This window comes from Apilactobacillus zhangqiuensis (assembly GCF_019656215.1).
In the GTDB taxonomy this organism is placed as follows: domain Bacteria; phylum Bacillota; class Bacilli; order Lactobacillales; family Lactobacillaceae; genus Apilactobacillus; species Apilactobacillus zhangqiuensis.
Genome location: NZ_BPLK01000002.1, coordinates 46,338 through 68,432, shown reverse-complemented (window position 1 = coordinate 68,432; position 22,095 = coordinate 46,338). Strand labels below are relative to the sequence as shown.

Sequence of the window (22,095 nt, the reverse complement as noted above, 5' to 3'; positions counted from 1 at the left end):
TCAATCACCTTTCTTATACTTTACCATATTATATTGCAATATGTGATATCATTAAGTTACTTAATTCACTTTAGGAGATGATCGTTATTCGATCTGTTAATACATTAAAAACTAGAATTATTGCGTTAATTTTTGGACTATTGTTAAACGCTTTCGGAAACGCACTCACAATTGTATCCAGTTGTGGTTCTGGTATTTGGACCGCAGCCTCTGTAAACATCCATCAATTGTTTGGTGTCGATGTTGGTATTATGATTTTTGCATTTGGAATTATCAATGCTTTAACCAATCAAATATTGATTAAACATATTGATATTTTACGTTTCGCTGAAGAATTAATCTTTATCATTTTCTTCAGTTCATTCATTCAAATCTTTACCAACTACTTTGAATCGTTAGGTTGGAATCACTTGTCACTGTACATTAGAGTGCCAATGGCATTAATCGGTGTTTGCTGCTTCTGCACAGCCATCTCACTATACCAACGTGCCAATATCTTCATGCATCCAAACGATGATACAACCAATATTCTTCGTTTTGATTATTTAAAGGGTAGTGCCATTAAATCACAACTACTTGATTTTACGCCCCCTATTATAATCATTTTAATTTGCGCGATTTTCTTACACCGTATCTACTCTGTAAGTGTCGGAACACTATTCTCAATTGCATTTAATGGTATCTTGATTCAAACAGCTGATAAGTATATTTTCCCATCTCTAAAACATAATGAAAACATTAATACCCAAATTCAAAAACATTTTGAAAAATAAAAAAGAAGCGTTTCATTACGAAACGCTTCTTTTTATATGCTTTTTCCATCTTAGAATTAGATAAATCATAATTCCGGCAATCAATCCCATCCAACTAAATACTGTAATCCATAGTAAGGCTAGAAGCATTGGAGTTGCGTGATAGTAAATTTCTAATTTGTTATGACCAGGCTTTGATTTAACGATTACACTACCAATTTGGGTTTGCTTAACATCGCCAATATGTTTGCCATTTAAAATCAGCTTAGTATCGTCATACTTAAAGATTGGTAATTGCATTGATTTATTGTCGTCTGAGTCATTATCCCAAGTTAGTAATAGATGTCCATTGCGTTTAATCGTCTTGGTTACTTCACCCTTATAATTTATGATTTGATCACCATAATTACCATATGGATGATAATCAAAATAGTTATAAGCTGTCATCTTATATTGAACTGGCAAGTAATCCGGTGTTGCCTTCGTTAACATCTTTAAGACGGCACCAGTGTCGTGAGATGACAAACTATCTCTAATTGCATTGGTGTCCGTTGTTTGATAATGAAGATTATAGTCATTTTGAACTACCTTAGGCGAGAAGAAGTGATGCACACCATTTCTCACAGGTCCACCTGCATTGTAGATAATGAAGAAAGTTAATATCAACAATGCATAATTCTTTAATGAATTAATCCATTGTTTTTTAGAAGTGTCGTTAATCATGATTCCAGCACAGATTAATAACAAGACAAATGGAATCACAACAAAACGACGTGGCATTTGAATTAGGTATGAAATACTTGGAAACTTCTTGTCTAATGGTCCCCATGGGAATAACACGGATGAAATCCACATGAAGAATAGCCCGGTAATAAAGATAATCTTTCTAGATGAACTAATCTTTCTAAAGTTCACCGCAAAGTAAATGGCAACAATGATAAATCCGATCGAATATAGCGGAGGCAATACGAAGACGTTTTTACCATACAAGGCAACCGAATCTTCATACATATTTAATTGTGGGGCCACTCCCAACGCGTGGTTGGTGAATGATATTTGCATCATTCCGTACCAAACGTTGGCGGTTAAACATAGTGTTAGTAGCACTGATAAGATGGCATTACGCCACATTTTGAGCTTTTCATTACTATGAACAACACCATAAATAAACATTGGAATCAACGCCAATGCTCCGGTCAAACTGCTCAACATGTGAGTTTGCAACATAATCGACATCGGAATGGCTAGTTTTAATATGTTAATTGATTTGTAATCAACCATGTCAAAACCAGCAGCTAATAGCCAAGGTAATAAAGCTGCGCCCCAACCAGTGAACTGCATACCTACTACCCATCCCATAATCAAATAAGACGACATGTAAGCAATTCCGACAAAGACCGCATATATTTTCTTGATATGGGTTCTGATTGCTAGGTTATACATCGTAATTCCACTGACGGATAACGTTAGCAATGATGTGACAATTTGGAACCTAACCCAATTGCCGGTAACCAGGAGGATCAAACCGTTAAAATAAGCCGCTAATGGCCCATATAACGCGTTGATAATTCGCCCTGACTGTTGGTATCCATAAATGGATATAAAGTAACTTAAATGGCCAGTTTTTAGTTGCATAGCCGCATCATAGAATCGATTCATATGAAAGATTGAATCAACTCCCAAAATAAATGATCCGGTCACAATTTGTGGCAGCATAATTAACACGGCAACCAAAAAGATTGTCATGTATGGCCAAAACTTAATCGCTTTTTTCATCGATATTCTTCCTTAAACTATAATTTACATGTTTTATATTACCACATAAAAAAGAAGCGAACCTTAAAATTAGGTCGCTTCTTAGTGTAATATCAGTATTTTTTAAGCTTCGCTATGTTTGTCGATTGTCAACTTACGATGGGACTTTTGTAAGATGAAAATTGCCAAGATAACTAGAACTGCACCGATGATTTCAATAAAACTAATTGAAATGTGGAAGAAGATGATACTTAAAATAAAAGTAACAACTGGTTGAGTCGCGTCAACTAGACTAACAACTTCTGATGGTGCAAAGTTCAAAGCATGTAGTAATAGCATGAATGGAAGAATTGTTCCGAATAGAATAATTCCACCAACTCCGAATACGACACCAGCGGTTAGGTGTGGCATGTGTACCCAGATTGGTTGCTTTAAGTTAAAGATAATTCCGGCAATCAAAGTTCCCCAACCTAAAATTACCATTGGTGAGCTTTGACCAACGATTGGACGTGGAAGTACCACGTATAGCGCAGCAGTTACACCAGATAAAATTCCCCAAATCAATGATGCAGGAGTAATTGATAGTGATGAGAAATCACCCTTGGTTAGAGATAATACAACCCCTGCCAAAGCAATTACGAAAACCATAATATCGATTGGTAATGGTTTTCTGTGTTGGAATACGATTGATCCCAATAGAATAAATAGTGGTGCTAAGTATTGCAAAATAGTAGATGCATTAGCATTACCGGTTTGAACACTCATGTAGAATGTGTAAAGGTTAGCACCTAGACCAAATACTCCGTAAGCCACGATGCAAATAAATGATTTCCATGACTTAAAGACGTTGAAAATGTGTCCCTTATAAACAATTGCAGAAATAATTAATAACACAATTCCAGAAATCATGGTTCTAGTTGATAAGAACCAGTTAGCTTCCAAATGTTCAGTTTGAGATACGAATTGTAAAATTGTACCTGAAACACCCCAAAGTGCTGAAGCCAAAAAAGCCCAGAAGATACCTTTCATAACATTAGTTTCCAAAAGGCCTGTTTCGTTTTCCATATTTTCACCCCATATAAAGCTATAATTCCAACAGATGTAAAGTTTTCTTACTTGAAACCTATATTAAAAAGATATCATAAGTAAGAAAGCTTGAAAATAGAAAAAGACCATTTCCACGAAATAATGCGTAAAAACAGTCTTTTCGATAACTTTTTTATACAAACTATCTAATATCTGGGTCTTCCTTATCTTTCTTTTGGTGAGATCTTTGTAGGAAGTAGATAGATACGATGATGATGATTGCACCAAGTGCTTCGATTGGTGTTGGAATTAGGTGGAATACAATCATACTTAAGATGATAGTAACCACTGGTTCAACGGCATCAACGATACTTGAAACTTCTGATGGAGCAAACTTCAAACTGTATAGAACAGCTGAGAAAGCAAAGATGGTACCAACTAAGATAACACCACCGATACCTAATACGATACCTGGTGTAATCTTAGGAGCATCAGTCCAGAATGGGTGGTATGCGTTAAAACCGATACCAGCAATTAAAGTACCCCAACCTAGCACAACGAATGGTGAGTTTTCTTTTGATAGTGGCTTTGGAACTGAGTAGTATACGGCTGCTGAAACAGCTGATAGTAAACCAAAGATAACGGCAGTAAATGGAACTGATAGTTCACCGATGTGACCATTAGTGATAATCAAGAATACCCCTACTAAAGCTAGTAAGAATGAAATAACATCAGCCTTTAGAGGCTTCTTCTTCATGAAGATTAAACCGTATAGAACAATAAAAATTGGTGCTAAGTATTGTAGGATTGTGGCAGTAGCAGCGTTACCTTCTTGAATACTTACGTAGAAAGTTGACATGTTAACTGCTAAACCAAAAATTGCATAGATGAATAATCTAATGATTGATTCTTTTGATTTCCAAACATCAAAAACATGTTTACCAACGTGAATTGAACCAATAGCTAACAATAAAATACCTGCAAATAATGTACGAACTGAAATGAACCATTGAGTAGGCACTGCTTCGTTTTGAGCAACGAATTGCATGATAACTCCTGAGAAACCCCATAGGGTTGAAGCCATCGCAGACCAGAAAATACCTTTCATGACGTTTTCAGTCGTTGTATGTTGTTTTTCCATTTTTAAAACTCCCCGTTTGTCCATAACAACGAAACGTTATTATGATTTGTTTGAACGGCTATGTTTAATTCCATAACCGAAGTAAATACATAATCCTCCAGCAAACCAAATGATTGCTAGAATCCATGTATCAAGTGGTAATTGCGTTAATAAATAAATACATGCCACCGCTGATACAATTGGTAATACTGGATATAATGGAACTTTGAATCCATCATTTTTGATGTCTTTACGTTTTCTTAGGAATAAAATCCCAATTGACATAAATGTAAAGGCGATCAATGTCCCAATATTAACTAAACTGGCTAGCTTATCTAGTGAGAAAATTCCACCCATTAGAGCGATCACAATGGTCACAAAGATAACACTGTGAATTGGAACATTCTTCTTAGTGTCTATTTTACTCAAATTCTTAGGTAAAAGTCCATCACGACCGATGGAGTAAATTAGACGTGAACTACTAAATACCATGTTTACCATCATTGTAAACATACCTGCTAGTGCTCCCAATGAAATTAAAATTCCAAGCTTGTCCAAGTGAATCATTTGTAGTGCAAATGTTACTGGATCAGAAACGTTTAATTTAGTATAAGGTACGATTCCCGTAAGAACGATTGAAACTAATATGTACAAGATTGTACAAATGATCAATGTCCCAATAATTCCGATTGGCATCGTTTTTTTAGGGTTCTTTACTTCACCTGCAGAGGCAGCAATAACATCAAAACCTAGGTAAGCAAAGAATACTAATGAAGCCCCTGTGAAGACCCCACTTACTCCGAATGGCATAAATGGGTTCCAGTTAGTTGGCTTAACAAAGAATGCCCCAGCAACTACAAAGACAATAATGATTGCAATTTTTACTAAAACCATTATGTCGTTTAAACGTGTGGATGATTTAACACCCCTCGTTAAAATCCATGAAATCAATAACACTACTAGAATCGCTATCAAGTTAACATATGAGCCGTGATTCGGATCATAGTTAGCTGATAGTGCCTTTGGCATGTGAATTCCGAAATTAGCCAGTAATGATTGCAAGTAAGCTGACCAACTTGATGCAACAGTTGCTACTGAAAGCATGTATTCCAAAATTAATCCCCATCCGATAATCCATCCAGTAATTTCTCCGAAGATAACATTACCAAATGTGTAAGCACTCCCTGCAACCGGTAGCGCTGAAGAAAATTCAGCGTAACACATTGCACAAAGTGAACATACGACTGTCGCAATTACGAATGAAAGGATAATTCCTGGTCCAGCAGTAGTAGCTGCAACCGTTCCTGGTATTACGAAAATTCCTGCACCAATAACCGCACCGATTCCCATCATGATTAAATCTTTAATGCCGATAGTTCTTTGTAAATTTTGATCCCTATCAATGAACTTAGCCAATGATGTCTTACGATTCACCTTAGACAGAATATTCATAAAAATCCCCCTTTTTTACATGAATAAATAAAAACCGCACTAGTTCTCCTAACTAGTGCGGTAAAAAAGCACTAGAAAGAATAACTGCTTACCAGCCATTTTTCTAGTGCTTCCGAAGTTTTCATAGCGAAATAATCTCTTCTACGTACTATACTAAACGACTAGTTCAGATTAAAGAAGAAATTATTATTATCTTGTTTTATTGTCAGAATATAACAAGTAGCCATGATTGAACCTCCAATTTTTATTCGTTCATTTATTTGTAATAATCTTACCGAAAATATATGGAGATTGCAAGTTTTTTTATTTATTCTTAGCTTTTCTTTCCTTTAATTCAGCGTTTAAAGATTCTAAGCGCTTATTAAGAATTAACTGAACTTGTTGATTCTTTCTCATATTGTCGTTAGTTTTCTTAATTAATTCTTCAATCTCAGTGTTGGTGTAACCAGACATTTGTTTTTGCATAATGTAGGTATCTTGATAAGCGCTACTTACGATATCGTAACCACGTTTACCTAAGCTAACCAATCCACCAGCTGCATCATGTAGGCTTGGTCTTTGACTGAAGTGATCGATATGAGTCATCAATTCACGACTAATTGTGTTGTTCCAGAAACTAATCAATGAACCCGCAAAGAATGCTGTAAAGATAGTCATGATTCCAAATGGACCAGATACAACAATGGCCACAATCATGAAGATGATATCTTGAGCACTTCTGACTTTTCTGTATTCAATGTGTGTCTTTTCTGAAATGATTGGCGCTAGCGCATCATAAGGTGATACCCCTAATTTGGTAGCCATGTAGATAGAAGTACCTAATGTAAAGACTAAAATACCGACAATCGCATCGAAAACCATCATTGGAATACTAATCTTACCTGGGAAAATCATTGAGTAAAAAGTACTGAAGTATTCAATCTCATATCCCACTAAAACCATGTTAAAGATGGTTCCTAATCCAATTTGCTTACGATCAAAAATCAAAACAATAATGAATAATACTAAGTTAGCAAACAATTGAAATGAACCTAATGAAGTTCCTAACTTGGTAGCCATCCCTGCATTCATTGCAGTGAATGGATCAATTCCAACATGTCCTGAGCGCATGAATGCAGCACCTAAAGCAATTAAGGTAACCCCCACTAGTGACATAATTGCGCGTAAAAAGAAGTCCAACGGCTTGTTAATAACGTTTTTTGAGTTATCGTATGAAATATTTTCCATGATGTTTATACCTTCTTAATGTTTAATATTTTTAGTTATGATTGCGCTTACATTATAACTCTTTTATAGTTTCAAATGAAATAATTTATACTAAAAAAGAGACGATGGAAAAATCCATCGTCTCTCATTCGTATTATTTTCATCTATTCTTTATCTTCAGATTGGCCATAAGTCAATTTGATCAATGCTGAAATTAGCATTGGAATGATAAATACTAGGATGATTAATCCAACAATTACCCCGATGGCAACTTGAATTAGAGTCAATACTCCTGATGGCATTAGAGCCGCAAAAGTACCACCTAAAATGATTGCCGCTGAGATAACCACTGTACCGATAACAGCACAGGCATGTTGAATTTGTCTTTCAGCTGTAGCATCAACGCTACCGAATTCACGGTATTTCATCATCAAGAAGATACTGTAATCAACACCTAATGCGATTAGCATTACGAATGTGAAGAATGGTGTGTTCCAAGTTAGGAACTTTTCACCTAATACAGCTGAACTAATTAGCTTAGTGATGCTTAATGATGAAACGTAAGCAATAATCAAAGTACCTAGAATGTAGAATGGTTGAAGAATTGATCTGGTAATAACCATTAATGCAATCATAATTCCGATTACCATGATAATTGCGGTTCTTAAGAAGTCAGAACTTGCAATGTGGTGAGTGTCAGAAGTAGTTGCGGTTTGACCACCAATTGCAACCAAACTGTGATCTAGTGAAGTACCTGAAATGTTGTTGTATACCTTAGTTTGTAAATTATCAACTTGGTTCATTGCACTTTCAGAGTTAGGGTCTTTATCTAGAACAACAGTAATCTTTGCAGTCTTCTTATCTGCTGATAGATAAGTGTTAACTGAACGCTTAAATGTGTCGCTCTTCAAGACGCTTTCTGGAATATTGAATGAATCAGAAGCTTGTGAGTTTGATAGAGAGTTTAGGTAATCGTTAGCACTACCCATTCCCTTTTCAATCTTATCTAAACCAACGCCAGCCTTCTTTAGCTTAGCTTGAGTTTCTTTCAATTGAGCGGCTAATGCCTTGGCGTTGTCACCAACACTTTGAGTATTTGAAGCAATTCCTTGCAATTGTGTTTGTAAACCACTCAATAGACTTTGTTGTTTAGTTGCACTTTGTTGTAACAAAGCACCCACAATTTGTAGTTGGGTTTGACTAAGTGGTTGACCCACTGAAGCCATCTTTTGTTGTAGTTGTGTCAATACAGCTTGACCATTGGTGTTACCTGTTTGTCCACTCATTGCTTGAATATTCTTTAGGTATTGGCCAATTGTCATTGCTGAAGAACCAATGTTTTCCAATGGAGTAGCGTTGAATGATGAGTTCTTAGTACCTTGTTTGATGGTGCTAATACCCTTCTTAGCTGTCTTCATCTTAGAATTTAGTGTTTCTAGTTGGTCATTTACGTAAAGTTGATTAATTGGCATTCCACTTGGTTGGGTTACTGATGCCACAGTCTTTACGCCTGATTGTTTACCCAATTGTTGGGTTATTCGATCAATTTCATTCAAGTCTTTTTCGTTATTTAGATTGTGGTCGGACTTAATGTAAATAGTTGAAGGTTCAGCAGTCCCCTTTGAGAAGTGCTTTTGAACGGTCAATAGTCCTTGTTTAGCAGGAACACTATTTTGAAGTTCCACACTGTTATCGTAGTTTAGGTTATTCTTGTAAGTTGCCATAAATGGAACGGTCACAAGTAATACCAACACGATAGCTGGAATTGCCCACTTAGTTGATTTGTTTGATAAGAAGTTCCATAGTTTGTTTTCACCTTCACCATCGAAGTTCTTTGATGGCCAGAAGATATTCTTACCTAAAACAGCCATGAAGAATGGGTTCAATGTTACTAATACAAGTAGTAATACGGCAACACCGACCGCTACACCAACGGCTGATTGGTAAATTGAGAACTTAGCTAAAGCTAGAGTTGCAAAACCGATTAATACTGATGCTCCTGAGTATAGAATTGTCTTTCCGGCAACTTTTCTAGCATCAATAGTTGCTTGAATTTGATTCTTACCCCTACTCAATTCTTCCTTAAATTGGTTGTATAGAAGAATGTTGTAATCAGTACCAATACCGAATAGAACAACCACCATGAATACACGAGTAAAGTTTGAAAGTGGGAAACCGAAGTATTGAACAAGGTTCATTACGATGCTCAATGAAACAATGAATGACACACCCACAGTCAATAGTGATACCAATGGCACGATTGGTGATCTAAATACGATAATCAATACGATTAGAATAAATACTGCAGCGATAACTTCAGTCTTTTGAATTCCTTCTTGTGTAGAAACTCTAAAGTCATCGTTTAGGATATCTCCACCAGTAACGTAAGTTTTTACTCCAGTGGTCTTAACAGCATCTTTAAGTTGGTTGTTAACGCTTTGAATTGAACGTTTCTTAGTTACGTTTAATTGAACAATTTCAGTGGTCTTATCCTTTGAAATTAATTGTTTTTTAGTTGCGTCATTATCAAATGGTGCAGTTACACCCTTGATACCGTATTCGGACTTGTGGTCCTTTAATTTTTGAATTGTAGCATCAATTTTCTTTTGGTCACTTGAAGTGATTTTACTATTACCGTTATTGAAAACAACAACAGTATCCATGGTATTACTAATACCATGACCCCAATGCTTTTGAATGGTTTCAGCTACTTGGCTTTGTGAAGTGGCTGGAATCTTAGTTTGGCCTTTTTGGGCAACTAGGTTAGACATGTTTGGTAAAAAGACAATACTTAGAATTACAACTACCAACCATGCAACCAGGCTACCAGTATACTTCTTAATAAACTTTGGCATCTGAATTCTCCCCCTTATTTTTTGATATTAATTAAATCTTGTGGCGCGGTTCTTTGCGTCGTCTTAATGATTTCAGCGATTTGACTAGGAGACTCTGGATGTTCTTTACTCATCCAATAAACAACAATACTCATCAATCTATCCAAAATAATTTCCATAACGTAATCTTTTGGAATTCCAGGATGGAACTCAATTTCAGAAGGTGCTGCGTGGAATGATTCGACAATCACTTCTTTGAACATCTTCTTAATCTTACCAATTAAATATGGATCACCGTCTGGGCATAATAGGGCAGACAATAATTTAGAATTTTGGTAAAAGTAATCAAGGGTCTTGATTACTAATTCAGATGGAGCATTTTCACTATTTTCGGAAAACGCCTTTAGTTCTTCTGGAACAATTGCATTTAAAATATCCTGAATTTCACCTAATAGACGTGTTTCTGTCTTTGACAATAAATCAAACTTATCTAAATAATGAATGTAAAACGTTCCACGACCAATTCCTGCTGTTCTGGTTAAGTCAGTAACACTCAAGTTATTGAACCCCTTAGTATGAATCAATTCAATTAAGGCATCAGTAATTTGGGACTTGGTTTGAATCGTTCTACGATCTTGTTTAACCATACATATGTCTCCCCCTCAAAAATCACTTATCTAATAATTCAATTACATTATAAAAACAACGCGCTCATAAAGTCAACACGTTGTTCAGTATCTTTTTTATTTTTATTCTTTTTTGTTCCCTAAAGCTAGGATAAATACCGTACTTAGTACCAAAAGACCACCGATAACTTCTGCACCATTAAATGATGTATTAAGGAAAATAACGGCCCCGATGGTAGCAGATAGTGGTTCAAATGTATCTAACATCCCTGCAACAGTTGGTGAAATGAATTTCAAACTACTGATGAAACAAATAAATGACATCATCGTACCAAAGAAGACAATAAAACTAACACCTAATACTGTACCAAGAGTTAAATTAGGAACATCTACCCAAAAAGGATGAATGAAGGTAAAGATAATTCCGCCGACTAGCATTGCCCATCCAACGACGACTAGCGTTGAAAAACGTTTTAATAGGTTCACCGGTAACATGGTTTGAATTGCACCAGCTAGTGCTAATAATAGTCCAGCGGTTAATGCTGGAGTTGAGATTGCTAGTTGGGTTAAATGACCCTTAGTTACCAATAGCCATGTTCCAATTAAAGCAACCAATACTGCAGTGGCTTCATACTTGTTGGGTAGTTGGTGATAAAAGATTGCTGTAAAGATAACAATCAACACCGTTCCCAAACTTTGCAACACCGTTGCGGTTCCGGCATTACTTAGATTAACCGTTACTAAGTATAGGTATTGCACGGCTGCTAAACCGAATACTGCATATGCAGCAAACACCCCTAGATTCTTTGGTTTCTTCCAAAGATCCATTACCGGTTCTTTTTTAACAAAATTGGTGAATAATAGGATGATAATTCCTGAAATCCCCATCTTAATTCCCATTAGCCATTCGGGTGATAAATGATTATCTTGGAATAAAAATTGTGATACAGGACCTTGAATCCCCCAAAGGATAGCCCCGGTCACTGCTAGGATTCCACCGATTAGTCTCTTTTGCGCTTGTGTCTTATTTTCCAATCCAATTCTCCATTTCTCTAGTTGTTTAATACCATTATAGGACAAAAGAAAAAGCGTTGTCATTAAAGACAACGCTTTTTTATGATTAGTGATTATAACTAGTCTTTGTAGTTTGCAGGAGAATCGTCCCACTTATCAACAGTATCTGTCATTTTACCGGTAGTGTGCCATTCAAAATCAGGGTACCATAAACTACGCTTTTGCTTGTCGATACCTTCGATGGCCTTCATGTCATCTTCTGATAACTTGAAGTCGAAAATATCTGAGTTTTGAATAATTCTTTCTTCATGTGATGACTTAGGAATGGTTACTACACCTTTTTGCCAGTCCCAACGAAGAATTACTTGAGCAACTGACTTGTTGTACTTGTCAGCAATCTTCTTAATTTCTTCGTTAGATAAAGCTTCCCCACCACCAAGTGGTGACCATGCTTCTAGTTGAATTCCAGCATGGTTGTTAAATTCTAGGATATCCTTTTCTTGGTTAACTGGATTGAATTCCATTTGGTTAACAGCAGGAACGATATCACTATGATCTAACAAGTTTTGTAGTCTTTCGTTATCGAAGTTTGAAATTCCGATAGCTCTAATCTTACCTTGACGGTATAATTCTTCCATTGCCTTCCAAGTATCAATGTACTTGCCATCTACTGGCCAGTGCATTAGGTATAGGTCAATGTAAGTTAAATCAAGACGTTTTAGTGTACCATTTAAGGCATTAATTGTACTTTCATAACCTTGGTCACCGTTAAATAATTTAGTTGTAATAAATAAATCTTTACGGTTTTGTCCAGTTGCGGCCAAACCTTCTTTAATTCCTTCACCAACACCAGTTTCGTTACCATATTGCTTTGCAGTATCAATTAAATGGTAACCCTTGATGATTGATTCTTTAACTGATTCCTTGGCACTTGTATTATCTGTTTTCCAAACACCTAAACCAAGACGAGGCATTTCAACGCCATTGTTTAGAGTAGTTGTTTCTTCAAGTCCTTCTAATCTGTTCATAGAAAATTCAGCCTCCTATTTCTTAAGTTCAACTTTATGGTAAATCCCATCTTCGTCATTTTCAAGAAAAAAGACATGATTATAATCAAATATAATCGAATATTAATCTTCGTATCCGTGTGGGTGCTTTTGAGTCCAAGTCCATGCACTAGCGATAATGTCTTCAACATTGTCGTGTTGAGGTTTCCAGCCTAATACTTCACGAGCCTTAGTAGAATCAGCAACTAAAGTGCTTGGATCACCTGGTCTTCTTGGTGCGTCTTCGGCAGGAATTTCCTTACCAGTAACCTTACGAGCAGTCTCTAGCATTTCCTTGTTGGAGAAACCAGTTGATGAACCTAGGTTGAATGCTTCTGAATCTCCACCCTTCATCAATCTGTCCAATGCTAGAATATGAGCATCGGCTAAGTCGACAACGTGGACATAGTCACGAACGTTAGTACCATCTTTGGTTGGGTAGTCTGTACCAAAGATTTGTAATTTTTCACGAGTACCTTGAGCAACTTGTAGGATGATTGGAATTAAGTGAGTTTCTGGACCATGGTCTTCGCCAATTGACCCATCCATCTTTGCTCCACCAACGTTAAAGTAACGTAGTGCAGTGTACTTGATACCATAGGCAACGTCAGCCCACTTCATCATCTTTTCCATCATTAGCTTACTTTCACCATAAGGGTTGGTAGGTACTTGAGAATCGGTTTCCTTTACAGGAATGCTTTCAGGTTCTCCGTAGGTAGCAGCGGTAGAAGAGAATATAATGTTCTTAACGTTATGTCTTTGCATTGCTTCTAATAGATTAATCATTCCACCAGTATTGTTATCAAAGTACTTCAATGGTTTTTCCATTGATTCTGGAACGATTGAATTGGCGGCAAAATGAATTACCCCTTCAATTTTTTCGTTATCAAAGATTTTGTCTAAGAAGTCAGCATCTCTGATGTCTCCTTGATAGAACTTTGCTTTTTTATTAACACTGGCTAAGTGTCCAGTTGCTAGATTATCAGCAACGACAACATCGTAACCTTTTTCGATTAAACGATCTACGGTGTGAGAACCGATATAACCGGCTCCACCTGGTACTAAAATTGCCATATAAGAACGCTCCTTTTAAATTACTTATATTATCATTATCAAACAGGAACCTTAAAAATTCAATAAATTCCAGAAAAAAAGACGCGGTATCATACCGCGTCTTTTAATTGTTTTATTAGTCGTTTTCGTACTTCTTGAATACAAGAACTGCGTTGTGACCACCAAAACCAAATGAGTTTGAAATTTCGTAGTTAACTGGTGACTTCTTGTTGTCTTCGTTTACTAGTTCTACTTCAACTTCTGGATCGATGTTCTTAACACCGTAGTTAACTGGCATTTGTTGACGTTGTAATGCACCAACCATGATAACGGCTTCTAGTGAACCAGCAGCACCTAGAGCATGACCAGTCATACCCTTTGTACTACTTACCTTGATGTGGTCGTTGTCAGCAAATACTTTCTTGATAGCTTGTGATTCAGCTGAATCGTTAGCATGAGTACTTGTTCCGTGAGCGTTAACGTAGTCAACGTCCTTAGGATCAACGTTAGCATCTTTAAGAGCTAACTTCATAGCATCAACAGCACCTGAACCGTCTGGTCTTGGAGCAGTTAAGTGGTAAGCATCTGAGTTAGTACCGTAACCAACAACTTCGGCTAAGATGTTAGCACCACGAGCCTTGGCATGTTCTAGTTCTTCAAGAACTAAAGTACCGGCACCTTCACCCATAACGAATCCATTTCTATCCTTATCGAATGGAATTGAACCACCTTCAACAGTTTCTGAAGTTGAAAGAGCTGATAGAGCAGCGAAACCTGCAATACCTAATTCGTTAACTGAAGCTTCTGAACCACCGGTAATCATCATCTTGGCTTTACCAAAACGAATGTAATCAAATGCATCACCAATAGCGTTAGTACCTGATGAACAAGCAGTAACGATTGCTTGAGAAGTGTTTCTAGCATTTAAGTTAATTGAAATGTTACCAGCAGCCATGTTAATGATTGAGTTAGGAACGAAGAATGGAGATACACGACCTGGACCCTTCTTTGACATCTTGATTGCTTGTTCTTGGATAGTTGTTAAACCACCAATACCTGAACCATAGATAACACCTAATTCATCTGGATCAAATTCGCCTTCTTTTAGGCCAGCTTGTTCCATAGCTTCGTAAGCTGAGTATAAAGCGTAACGTGAGAAATCATCCATACGTTTTGAAATCTTCTTGTCGATACGTTTTAGTGGATCAAAATCTTTAACTTCGGCAGCTAATGTAACACCAGTTTCTGAAGCATCAAACTTAGAAATTGGAGCAATACCTGTCTTTGAAGCAAAAATATTGTCTAAGAATGTGTTAGCGTCGTTACCTAAAGGACTAACGGCACCAATACCTGTAATTACAACACGCTTTTCCATAGAGTTATCCTCCTTATTTACGTTTTACGTCTGGAACGATAAATGTTAGTTGAGCTGAACAAGCTTTCTTGTCGCCAACGTAAGCAGTACAGTCAACTTGTCCCATGTTCTTCTTTTGTTTACCCATAGTAACTTCGAAACGAACAACGTCACCAGGTTTAACCATCTTTCTGAACTTAGCACCCTTAATTTCGCCAAGGTAAGCAGTCTTATCCTTATACTTTTCACTCTTCAAAATAAGAATTGAAGCAGTTTGAGCCATAGTTTCGATGATTAAAACACCAGGCATAACTGGGTTTCCAGGGAAGTGACCTTGGAAATAGTTTTCGTTGATAGTTACGTTCTTAGTAGCAACTACCTTTTCGCCAGGGATTAATTCATCAACCTTATCGATGTATAGAATTGGGTATCTGTTTGGAATTAAATCCATAATTTCTGTTGTATTTAAAACACTCACAATAAGCACTCCTCGTATAATTCAAAATTTTAACAATTAAACGTCTTTTATTAATCTAATTTATGATCCTAATCCAATAGGATTATGGATAACCACCTCATGTAGTTTTCATATCTAGATGAGGTAATTAACATAAATAAGTTTAACAATTACCGTACTAAGTTACAACGTACAAGACTCTTTTTATTACTTAAAATAAATAAAACGCTGTCATAGCAATGCTTTACGTATATTTCCTTATGTGACACATGGTAGAATGTATATCTATTTTGCCGTTTTTTATTAGAATTCAGCTAATTATCATGATTTGATTCGTTTAATGTTTGAACAACCCATTACCCCGGAAAATCATTTAACAGCAGATATTAATCGTCATATGTAGCAAGGGTTCCAACGTAGCCATCAGCTATCTCAATATCGGTTAATTTAATTTTACGATCTAATCGTTTAGCAGATTTCTTGGTATCAACATCAATGTCGACACTCTTAACCTTACCGGATAAACCAGTACCGACTAATTTTAATGCTGATTCCTTGATTGTCCATAGTTTAAGCGTTTCATCACCTTCAACAGATTCGTCTAAATTGCTTAAGTAATCTAATTCTTTATCAGTAAAAGCACGAGTAATGCGCTTGTAAGTAAATGGACGTAATTTTTCGATATCTATTCCTATCTCTTGATTTGAAACCGCAAGGATTACCAAATCATATGAGTTAGAAATATTATATTGAAATTGGTTTGACTTTAGAAATGGTTTGCCATGATCACCATAGTAGAATAGGTCACCATGCAATAATTCATCAATACTAATTCCCATGTAATCTGCCAGCATCAAGTTACCGACAATTGCTTGACGTTTATTATACTTCGTAAAATCAACATCAGCCTTCTTGAAGATTTCTTGGTACTTTGGATTTTGAATAGAATCGATAAAAATTTCTGTATTATTAAGCAAGTAAATGAACACCTTTATCAGCGTAAATCAAGTCACCAGTAACACCTGATGATAGGTTACTCATTAGGAAAGTAGCAACGTCACCAACTTGGTGGATGTCAACAGCTTCACCGTCAACAGTTCTTGCTTCTGATTCCTTCAATAGGTCACCGTGATTCTTGATACCAGTAACAGCTAGAGTCTTGATGGCACCAGCTGAGATAGCGTTAACACGAATCTTCTTAGGACCTAGGTCTGAAGCTAGGTATCTAACGTTAGCTTCTAGAGCAGCCTTAGCAACACCCATCATGTTGTATGAAGGGATAGCACGAGTTGAACCCATGTAAGTTAGAGTAGCAATACTACCTTGAGGATTCATAACACGACTTGCATAACGTGATACTGAAATTAGTGAGTAAGCTGAAACGTCTTGAGCTAAGTTGTAACCATCTTTCTTAACATCAATAACGCCACCTTCAAGAGTTTCCTTGTCAGCGTAAGCAATGGCATGAATAACACCATCGATGTTACCAAATTTAGCTTGGATGTCTTGGAAAGTCTTTTCAACGTTTGCATCTTCAGCAACGTCACATTCGATCATTTCAGTTCCTTCAGGAACAAGCTTGTCTAATTGACGCTTTAGTCTTTCGTTTTGGTAAGTAATGATAACTTGAGCACCGTTATCCATTAGTGACTTAGCACAACCCCAGGCAATACTACGTTTGTTAGCAACACCCATAACAACAATTGTTTTTCCATCTAATAAGTTTGACATTATGATTTGGCCTCCTAAAATATACAAATCAATTAAATTACATTAGTTGAATTTACGGTAACGTTCATGACGTTGGGCCAATAATTCTTCTTTAGGTAATTTGTTAAGTTCATTAATTTTTTCAATTAAAGCTTCTTTGAAGTTTTGCATTGAGTTTGCATCTTTGACTTCGGGAATAATCTTATCAATGATTTCATTGTCTAATAGTTCCTTTGGTGTAAGTTGCATTTGTTCAGCAGCTTCTGCTGCCTTACTTGAATCTTTCCACAAGATTGTGGCATAACCTTCAGGTGATAGGACTGAATAGATACTATCTTCTAGAGCCCAGACGGTGTCACCTACAGCAAGTGCTAAGGCACCACCGCTTCCCCCTTCACCTACGATGACACTGATATATGGCACTTTTAACTTAAGTCCTTGCATAATTGATTGAGCAATCATGTAACCTTGACCCTTGTATTCAGCGTCCATACCAGGATATGCACCAGGTGTATTAATCAAGTTAATGATTGGACGGTTAAACTTTTCCGCTTGTTTCATCAAACGTAAAGCTTTTCTGTATCCAGAAGGTTCAGCTGATCCAAAATGTCTTTCGATATTTTCGTCAGTGTCGTTTCCCTTTTGGATACTGGTAATGGTAACTGGTTGACCAGCAATAGTTCCGATACCTGCGTAAACGGCAGGGTCATCACTGTAAGCACGGTCACCGTGTAGTTCCATAAAGTCATCAGTAATTCCAGCAACTAGGTCTTGGATACTAATCTTATCAGCACTTCTAGCCGCTAAAACACGATCATATGCTTTTCCCATAATACTAATATCCCCCTAATTCCAAGCCAATAACTTGGCTAATACTGATTTCATTTCATCTCTCTTAACAATGGCATCTAAGAAACCATTCTTAAGTAGAGTTTCTGCACGTTGGAAATCCTTTGGTGGACGTTGTTGAATTGTCTTTTCGATAACTCGACGTCCAGCAAAACCGATTAATGTGTGTGGTTCAGAGATGTTGATATCTCCTTCCATGGCATAACTAGCAGTAACCCCACCGGTAGTAGGATCAGTTAATACAGAAATGTATAGTAATCCTTTTTCGGCGTGATCAGATACAGCTTGTGATACCTTGGCCATTTGCATTAATGAGTGGATTCCTTCTTGCATTCTGGCACCACCAGAACATGAGAAGACAACTACTGGTAAGTTCTTTTCGGTAGCTTGTTCGAATAATCTAGCAAGCTTTTCACCAGTGGCAGTACCTAAACTACCCATGATGAAACGGGAATCCATTACACCTAGGGCAAATTCAGCATCGCCAATCTTAGCAAAACCGGTTTGAACACTTTCGTTTAGGTCAGTGGCCTTCTTTGACTTTTCAAGCTTTCCAGCGTACTTTTCGTCGCCTAGGAAACGCTTTGGTGCGCTGATTTCTGAATCAATTGGTGTGAATTCATCCACAGTCATGTTGATTCTTTCTTGAGCACCAAGTCTAAAACCATAACCACAATTAGGACATAACTTGTATTCTCCTAACTTCTTGTTGTAAAAGTTTTCTTCACAAACAGGACATTTGATGAACAAATGATCTGGAACTTTATCCATTAGTGTTTGTAAATCTTTGGTTTCTTCTGATTTATTATTCTTCAACGTTTTTCAACCACTCTTTCAAGAATGATTTTTCAATGTATAGATTATTGAAATCTGAATCATTGAAATGTTTGTCTTGTAACAAATCGTTTAGGAATTGACGGTTAGTCTTAACTCCATCAACCTTAAATTCATTAATTACTCTTCTCATTTTTACGACAGCCTGAGGCTTGTCAGGCATATGTACAATGATTTTAGCAATCATTGAATCATAGAAAGGAGAAATAGTGTCGCCTTGTTCAACTCCTGAATCAATACGAACACCCTTAGTTCCGAACGGGAAGTTAACCTTACGAAGAGTTCCTGGTGCTGGTAAGAAACCATGTGCAGGATCTTCTGCGTTAATACGGCACTCGATTGCGTAACTATCTACTTTGATGTCGTCTTGGGTGAATGGTAATTCTTCACCAGCAGCAACTTGAATTTGAGCCTTGATTAATTGAACTCCAGCAACTTCTTCAGAAACTGTGTGTTCAACTTGTAGTCTGGTGTTCATTTCCATGAAGTAGAAATTGTTGGTCTTTTCATCCAATAGGAATTCAAAAGTACCAGTGTTTTCATAACCAATTTCCTTGGTTGCCTTTGCAACAAGTTGACCTAAGTAGTCACGTTGAGATTGAGAAACTTCCATACAAGGAGTTTCTTCGATAATCTTTTGGTGACCTCTTTGTAGAGAACAGTCACGTTCAGGGAAGTAGACAACATTTCCCTTTTGATCAGCGATAACTTGCATTTCAATATGCTTAGCATCACTTAAATCCTTTTCCATGTACAATGAATCGTCATTGTATGAAATTCTTGCTTCACGCTTAGTAGTGTTGAAGATTTCCTTTAGTGATTCTTCATCATCACATTCACGGATACCTTTTCCACCACCACCGGCAGCAGCTTTAAGCATAACTGGATAACCAATTTCATCCGCTAGTTTTAAAGCTTCGTCTAAAGTTTCAATGGAGCCATCTGAACCAGGAATGGTTGGTACTCCACTGTTCTTCATTGCTGCCTTGGCATGAGATTTATTTCCCATTAAATCAATTACTTTTGAACTTGGTCCAATGAACTTAATTGAACATTTTTCGCAAAGTTCAGCAAATTCAGCGTTTTCAGATAAAAATCCGTAACCGGGGTGAATAGCTTCTGATCCAGTTAAAACAGCAGCGTCAATCACTGCAGCCATGTTCAAGTATGATTCGTTTGGTTGTGGACCACCAATACATACTGATTCATCGGCTAATTTAACGAACATGCTATCCTTGTCGGCAGTTGAATAAACGGCAACAGCTTTAATGTCCATCTCATGAAGTGCTCTTATGATTTGCACCGCGATTTCACCACGGTTAGCAATTAATACCTTTTTAAACATTTCACTCATCCTTTATGAACTTATTCAATTGCAAAGATTAAAGTACCTTCACAAATAACTTCGCCATCTCTAGTAACTGTTCCATGACCTTCACCAATGTTTCTCTTTAGCTTTGTCATTTCAACAGCTAGTTCCAACTTGTCGCCTGGTCTAAAGCTGTCTTTGTAAGTAGCTTCTTTGATACCACCAAAGAAAACATTATGTCCTTTGTATTCAGGCATTGATAGTAATGCACATACTCCAGTTTGAGCTAGCATTTCCATCGCGATTGGTCTTGGCATTCCAAATTCAAGATGTTGTTTTGAGAAGAACCATTCGTTAACAGTTAAAAGCTTTTCAGCCTTTGCACCTTCACCAGGTCTTACTTCAATAATCTTGTCTAACATTTGGAATGGGAATCTTTGAGGAATGAAATCTTGTACGTTATAGTCCAAAATTAATCCTCCTCAATTTCAAAAATTGGTTGATCGTATTCAACCATGTCACCATTTTCAGCAACCTTCTTAGTAATAGTTCCAGAAACGGGACTCTTAACTTCGTTGATAACCTTCATGGCTTCGATTACACAAACAGTATCGCCCTTCTTAACGTGATCGCCCACTTTTTTGTAGACTGGTTTTTCAGGACTTGGGGCAAAGTAGACGATACCAACAAGTGGAGCCTTAATCTTTGCACCTGAAGCAGCTGGTTTAGCAGCTGTTTGTTCACTTTCAGTTGCACCAGCAGCTGGAGCTGGTTGAGCAACGTTTTGTACTGCAGCGTGTTCTAACTTACTGAAGTATAAATCAGTACCATCATCGGCAGTAATCTTAAATTCTTTCATGCTGGACTTATCGAACTTGTCCATTAACTTTTCAATGTCTTTTTGTTCCATGTTTTTATATCTCCTGTTAATTAAGAATGTTCTTACTTAACTTTGATTACATAGTTAATCCACCGTCAACGGTGATTACTTGTCCATTCATGTATTCATTCTTGATTAAGAATTCAACAACTTGAGCAACTTCGTCTGGAGTACCAAAACGTTTTGCTGGGATTTTTTCTTCCCAATCAGCGATGTAACTGTCGCCTAATTTAGCTGTCATAGCAGTCTTAATCATACCTGGAGCAACCGCATTACAACGGATTCCACGTAGAGCACCTTCTTGGGCTGTAGTCTTAGTTAAACCTACAATACCGGCCTTAGTAGATGAATAGTTAGCTTGACCTAAGTTACCATGTAGACCTGCGATACTTGAAAGGTTGATAATACAACCCTTACGAGCTCTTTGCATCTTCTTCATAGCAAACTTAGTCATGTTAAATACACCAAACAAGTTAGTGTCTAATACTTGTTTGAATGAATCACCCTTCATTCTAGTTAATAGAGTATCTTGGGTGATACCGGCATTGTTAACCAATACGTCTAGTTTGCCGTATTTTTCAATAACACTGTCAATCATTGCTTTAGCGTCATCTTCTGAAGCAACGTCTCCAACCAATACATCAATTTCTGAATCGAAGTTAGCTTGGAAAGCCTTCAATTCTTCTTCATTCAATTGACGGTGTGAGTTAGCGATTACGATATTGTTTTCATCCTTAGCTAGACGAACTGCGTCGGCTAAACCTAATCCCTTAGTTGCACCAGTGATTAGAATTACTTGTTTTTCGTTATTTTCCATA

The 22,095-nt window shown here is 37.0% G+C and carries 21 protein-coding genes; 1 reads left to right on the top strand and 20 read right to left on the bottom strand.

The genetic code is table 11. The features are described from left to right. Positions 1–77: 77 nt before the first annotated feature. On the top strand, positions 78–773 hold the full coding sequence (locus tag K5Q07_RS01550) for a DUF6198 family protein (protein WP_220729286.1): 696 nt from the start codon (positions 78–80) through the stop codon (positions 771–773). Between the two features lie 15 nt (positions 774–788). Here the strand turns inward: K5Q07_RS01550 and K5Q07_RS01545 are convergent, their stop codons facing one another. From K5Q07_RS01545 to K5Q07_RS01450, 20 genes are all read right to left on the bottom strand, one after another. Next, entirely contained in the window at positions 789–2,528 is a 1,740-nt protein-coding gene (locus K5Q07_RS01545; protein ID WP_220729285.1) for a putative glycosyltransferase family protein, read from the bottom strand. A gap of 102 nt (positions 2,529–2,630) precedes the next feature. Continuing rightward, entirely contained in the window at positions 2,631–3,572 is a 942-nt protein-coding gene (locus K5Q07_RS01540; RefSeq protein WP_220729284.1) for a DMT family transporter, read from the bottom strand. 163 nt (positions 3,573–3,735) lie between these two features. Next, positions 3,736–4,674, bottom strand: coding sequence for a DMT family transporter (locus K5Q07_RS01535; RefSeq protein ID WP_220729283.1), 939 nt, complete (start codon positions 4,672–4,674; stop codon positions 3,736–3,738). 39 nt (positions 4,675–4,713) lie between these two features. After that, complete coding sequence (locus K5Q07_RS01530; RefSeq protein WP_220729282.1) at positions 4,714–6,105, bottom strand: amino acid permease; 1,392 nt, start codon at positions 6,103–6,105, stop codon at positions 4,714–4,716. Positions 6,106–6,408: 303 nt separating this feature from the next. Beyond that, on the bottom strand, positions 6,409–7,332 hold the full coding sequence (locus tag K5Q07_RS01525; protein ID WP_054606914.1) for a YczE/YyaS/YitT family protein: 924 nt from the start codon (positions 7,330–7,332) through the stop codon (positions 6,409–6,411). Positions 7,333–7,475: 143 nt separating this feature from the next. Beyond that, positions 7,476–10,166 (bottom strand): MMPL family transporter, encoded by a 2,691-nt coding sequence (locus tag K5Q07_RS01520; RefSeq protein WP_220729281.1) that lies wholly within the window; start codon positions 10,164–10,166, stop codon positions 7,476–7,478. A 14-nt stretch (positions 10,167–10,180) separates the two neighbouring features. Next, on the bottom strand, positions 10,181–10,792 hold the full coding sequence (locus K5Q07_RS01515; protein WP_220729280.1) for a TetR/AcrR family transcriptional regulator: 612 nt from the start codon (positions 10,790–10,792) through the stop codon (positions 10,181–10,183). Between the two features lie 102 nt (positions 10,793–10,894). Continuing rightward, positions 10,895–11,806, bottom strand: a complete 912-nt coding sequence (locus tag K5Q07_RS01510; protein WP_251067613.1) for a DMT family transporter — start codon at positions 11,804–11,806, stop codon at positions 10,895–10,897. 98 nt (positions 11,807–11,904) lie between these two features. Next, the gene (locus K5Q07_RS01505; protein WP_220729278.1) at positions 11,905–12,813 is read right to left on the bottom strand and encodes an aldo/keto reductase; all 909 of its coding nucleotides are present in this window, start codon (positions 12,811–12,813) and stop codon (positions 11,905–11,907) included. A 102-nt stretch (positions 12,814–12,915) separates the two neighbouring features. Then, positions 12,916–13,905, bottom strand: coding sequence for a UDP-glucose 4-epimerase GalE (gene galE, locus K5Q07_RS01500; protein ID WP_220729277.1), 990 nt, complete (start codon positions 13,903–13,905; stop codon positions 12,916–12,918). A gap of 115 nt (positions 13,906–14,020) precedes the next feature. Next, the gene (gene fabF, locus K5Q07_RS01495) at positions 14,021–15,259 is read right to left on the bottom strand and encodes a beta-ketoacyl-ACP synthase II (RefSeq protein WP_053792048.1); all 1,239 of its coding nucleotides are present in this window, start codon (positions 15,257–15,259) and stop codon (positions 14,021–14,023) included. 13 nt (positions 15,260–15,272) lie between these two features. Then, positions 15,273–15,716, bottom strand: coding sequence for a 3-hydroxyacyl-ACP dehydratase FabZ (gene fabZ / locus K5Q07_RS01490; RefSeq protein WP_054606919.1), 444 nt, complete (start codon positions 15,714–15,716; stop codon positions 15,273–15,275). Positions 15,717–16,081: 365 nt separating this feature from the next. Further along, entirely contained in the window at positions 16,082–16,672 is a 591-nt protein-coding gene (locus K5Q07_RS01485) for a 4'-phosphopantetheinyl transferase family protein (protein WP_220729276.1), read from the bottom strand. Next, the gene (gene fabI, locus K5Q07_RS01480; RefSeq protein WP_053792966.1) at positions 16,665–17,426 is read right to left on the bottom strand and encodes an enoyl-ACP reductase FabI; all 762 of its coding nucleotides are present in this window, start codon (positions 17,424–17,426) and stop codon (positions 16,665–16,667) included. Before fabI ends, K5Q07_RS01485 begins: the two co-directional genes overlap by 8 nt. A 42-nt stretch (positions 17,427–17,468) precedes the next feature. Beyond that, entirely contained in the window at positions 17,469–18,236 is a 768-nt protein-coding gene (accA, locus tag K5Q07_RS01475; protein WP_220729275.1) for a carboxyltransferase subunit alpha, read from the bottom strand. 15 nt (positions 18,237–18,251) lie between these two features. Continuing rightward, entirely contained in the window at positions 18,252–19,070 is an 819-nt protein-coding gene (locus K5Q07_RS01470; RefSeq protein WP_220729274.1) for an acetyl-CoA carboxylase carboxyltransferase subunit beta, read from the bottom strand. Further along, complete coding sequence (locus K5Q07_RS01465; protein ID WP_220729421.1) at positions 19,060–20,433, bottom strand: acetyl-CoA carboxylase biotin carboxylase subunit; 1,374 nt, start codon at positions 20,431–20,433, stop codon at positions 19,060–19,062. Before K5Q07_RS01465 ends, K5Q07_RS01470 begins: the two co-directional genes overlap by 11 nt. Positions 20,434–20,453: 20 nt before the next feature. Beyond that, positions 20,454–20,819, bottom strand: coding sequence for a 3-hydroxyacyl-ACP dehydratase FabZ family protein (locus K5Q07_RS01460; RefSeq protein ID WP_051592197.1), 366 nt, complete (start codon positions 20,817–20,819; stop codon positions 20,454–20,456). Positions 20,820–20,869: 50 nt separating this feature from the next. Further along, entirely contained in the window at positions 20,870–21,307 is a 438-nt protein-coding gene (locus tag K5Q07_RS01455; protein ID WP_220729273.1) for an acetyl-CoA carboxylase biotin carboxyl carrier protein, read from the bottom strand. Between the two features lie 46 nt (positions 21,308–21,353). Continuing rightward, positions 21,354–22,094 carry an SDR family oxidoreductase gene (locus tag K5Q07_RS01450; RefSeq protein WP_034532417.1) on the bottom strand — a complete coding sequence of 247 codons (741 nt, stop codon included), beginning with the start codon at positions 22,092–22,094 and terminating at the stop codon, positions 21,354–21,356. Between the last annotated feature and the right edge of the window lies 1 nt (position 22,095).

Bases quoted from the DNA above. Each gene is read 5' to 3' on its own strand.
- K5Q07_RS01550 (WP_220729286.1), top strand. From the start codon at position 78: ATGATCGTTATTCGATCTGTTAATACATTAAAAACTAGAATTATTGCG.
- K5Q07_RS01545 (WP_220729285.1), bottom strand. From the start codon at position 2,528: ATGAAAAAAGCGATTAAGTTTTGGCCATACATGACAATCTTTTTGGTT.
- K5Q07_RS01540 (WP_220729284.1), bottom strand. From the start codon at position 3,572: ATGGAAAACGAAACAGGCCTTTTGGAAACTAATGTTATGAAAGGTATC.
- K5Q07_RS01535 (WP_220729283.1), bottom strand. From the start codon at position 4,674: ATGGAAAAACAACATACAACGACTGAAAACGTCATGAAAGGTATTTTC.
- K5Q07_RS01530 (WP_220729282.1), bottom strand. From the start codon at position 6,105: ATGAATATTCTGTCTAAGGTGAATCGTAAGACATCATTGGCTAAGTTC.
- K5Q07_RS01525 (WP_054606914.1), bottom strand. From the start codon at position 7,332: ATGGAAAATATTTCATACGATAACTCAAAAAACGTTATTAACAAGCCG.
- K5Q07_RS01520 (WP_220729281.1), bottom strand. From the start codon at position 10,166: ATGCCAAAGTTTATTAAGAAGTATACTGGTAGCCTGGTTGCATGGTTG.
- K5Q07_RS01515 (WP_220729280.1), bottom strand. From the start codon at position 10,792: ATGGTTAAACAAGATCGTAGAACGATTCAAACCAAGTCCCAAATTACT.
- K5Q07_RS01505 (WP_220729278.1), bottom strand. From the start codon at position 12,813: ATGAACAGATTAGAAGGACTTGAAGAAACAACTACTCTAAACAATGGC.
- galE (WP_220729277.1), bottom strand. From the start codon at position 13,905: ATGGCAATTTTAGTACCAGGTGGAGCCGGTTATATCGGTTCTCACACC.
- fabF (WP_053792048.1), bottom strand. From the start codon at position 15,259: ATGGAAAAGCGTGTTGTAATTACAGGTATTGGTGCCGTTAGTCCTTTA.
- fabI (WP_053792966.1), bottom strand. From the start codon at position 17,426: ATGTCAAACTTATTAGATGGAAAAACAATTGTTGTTATGGGTGTTGCT.
- accA (WP_220729275.1), bottom strand. From the start codon at position 18,236: ATGGGAAAAGCATATGATCGTGTTTTAGCGGCTAGAAGTGCTGATAAG.
- K5Q07_RS01465 (WP_220729421.1), bottom strand. From the start codon at position 20,433: ATGTTTAAAAAGGTATTAATTGCTAACCGTGGTGAAATCGCGGTGCAA.
- K5Q07_RS01460 (WP_051592197.1), bottom strand. From the start codon at position 20,819: ATGTTAGACAAGATTATTGAAGTAAGACCTGGTGAAGGTGCAAAGGCT.
- K5Q07_RS01455 (WP_220729273.1), bottom strand. From the start codon at position 21,307: ATGGAACAAAAAGACATTGAAAAGTTAATGGACAAGTTCGATAAGTCC.
- K5Q07_RS01450 (WP_034532417.1), bottom strand. From the start codon at position 22,094: ATGGAAAATAACGAAAAACAAGTAATTCTAATCACTGGTGCAACTAAG.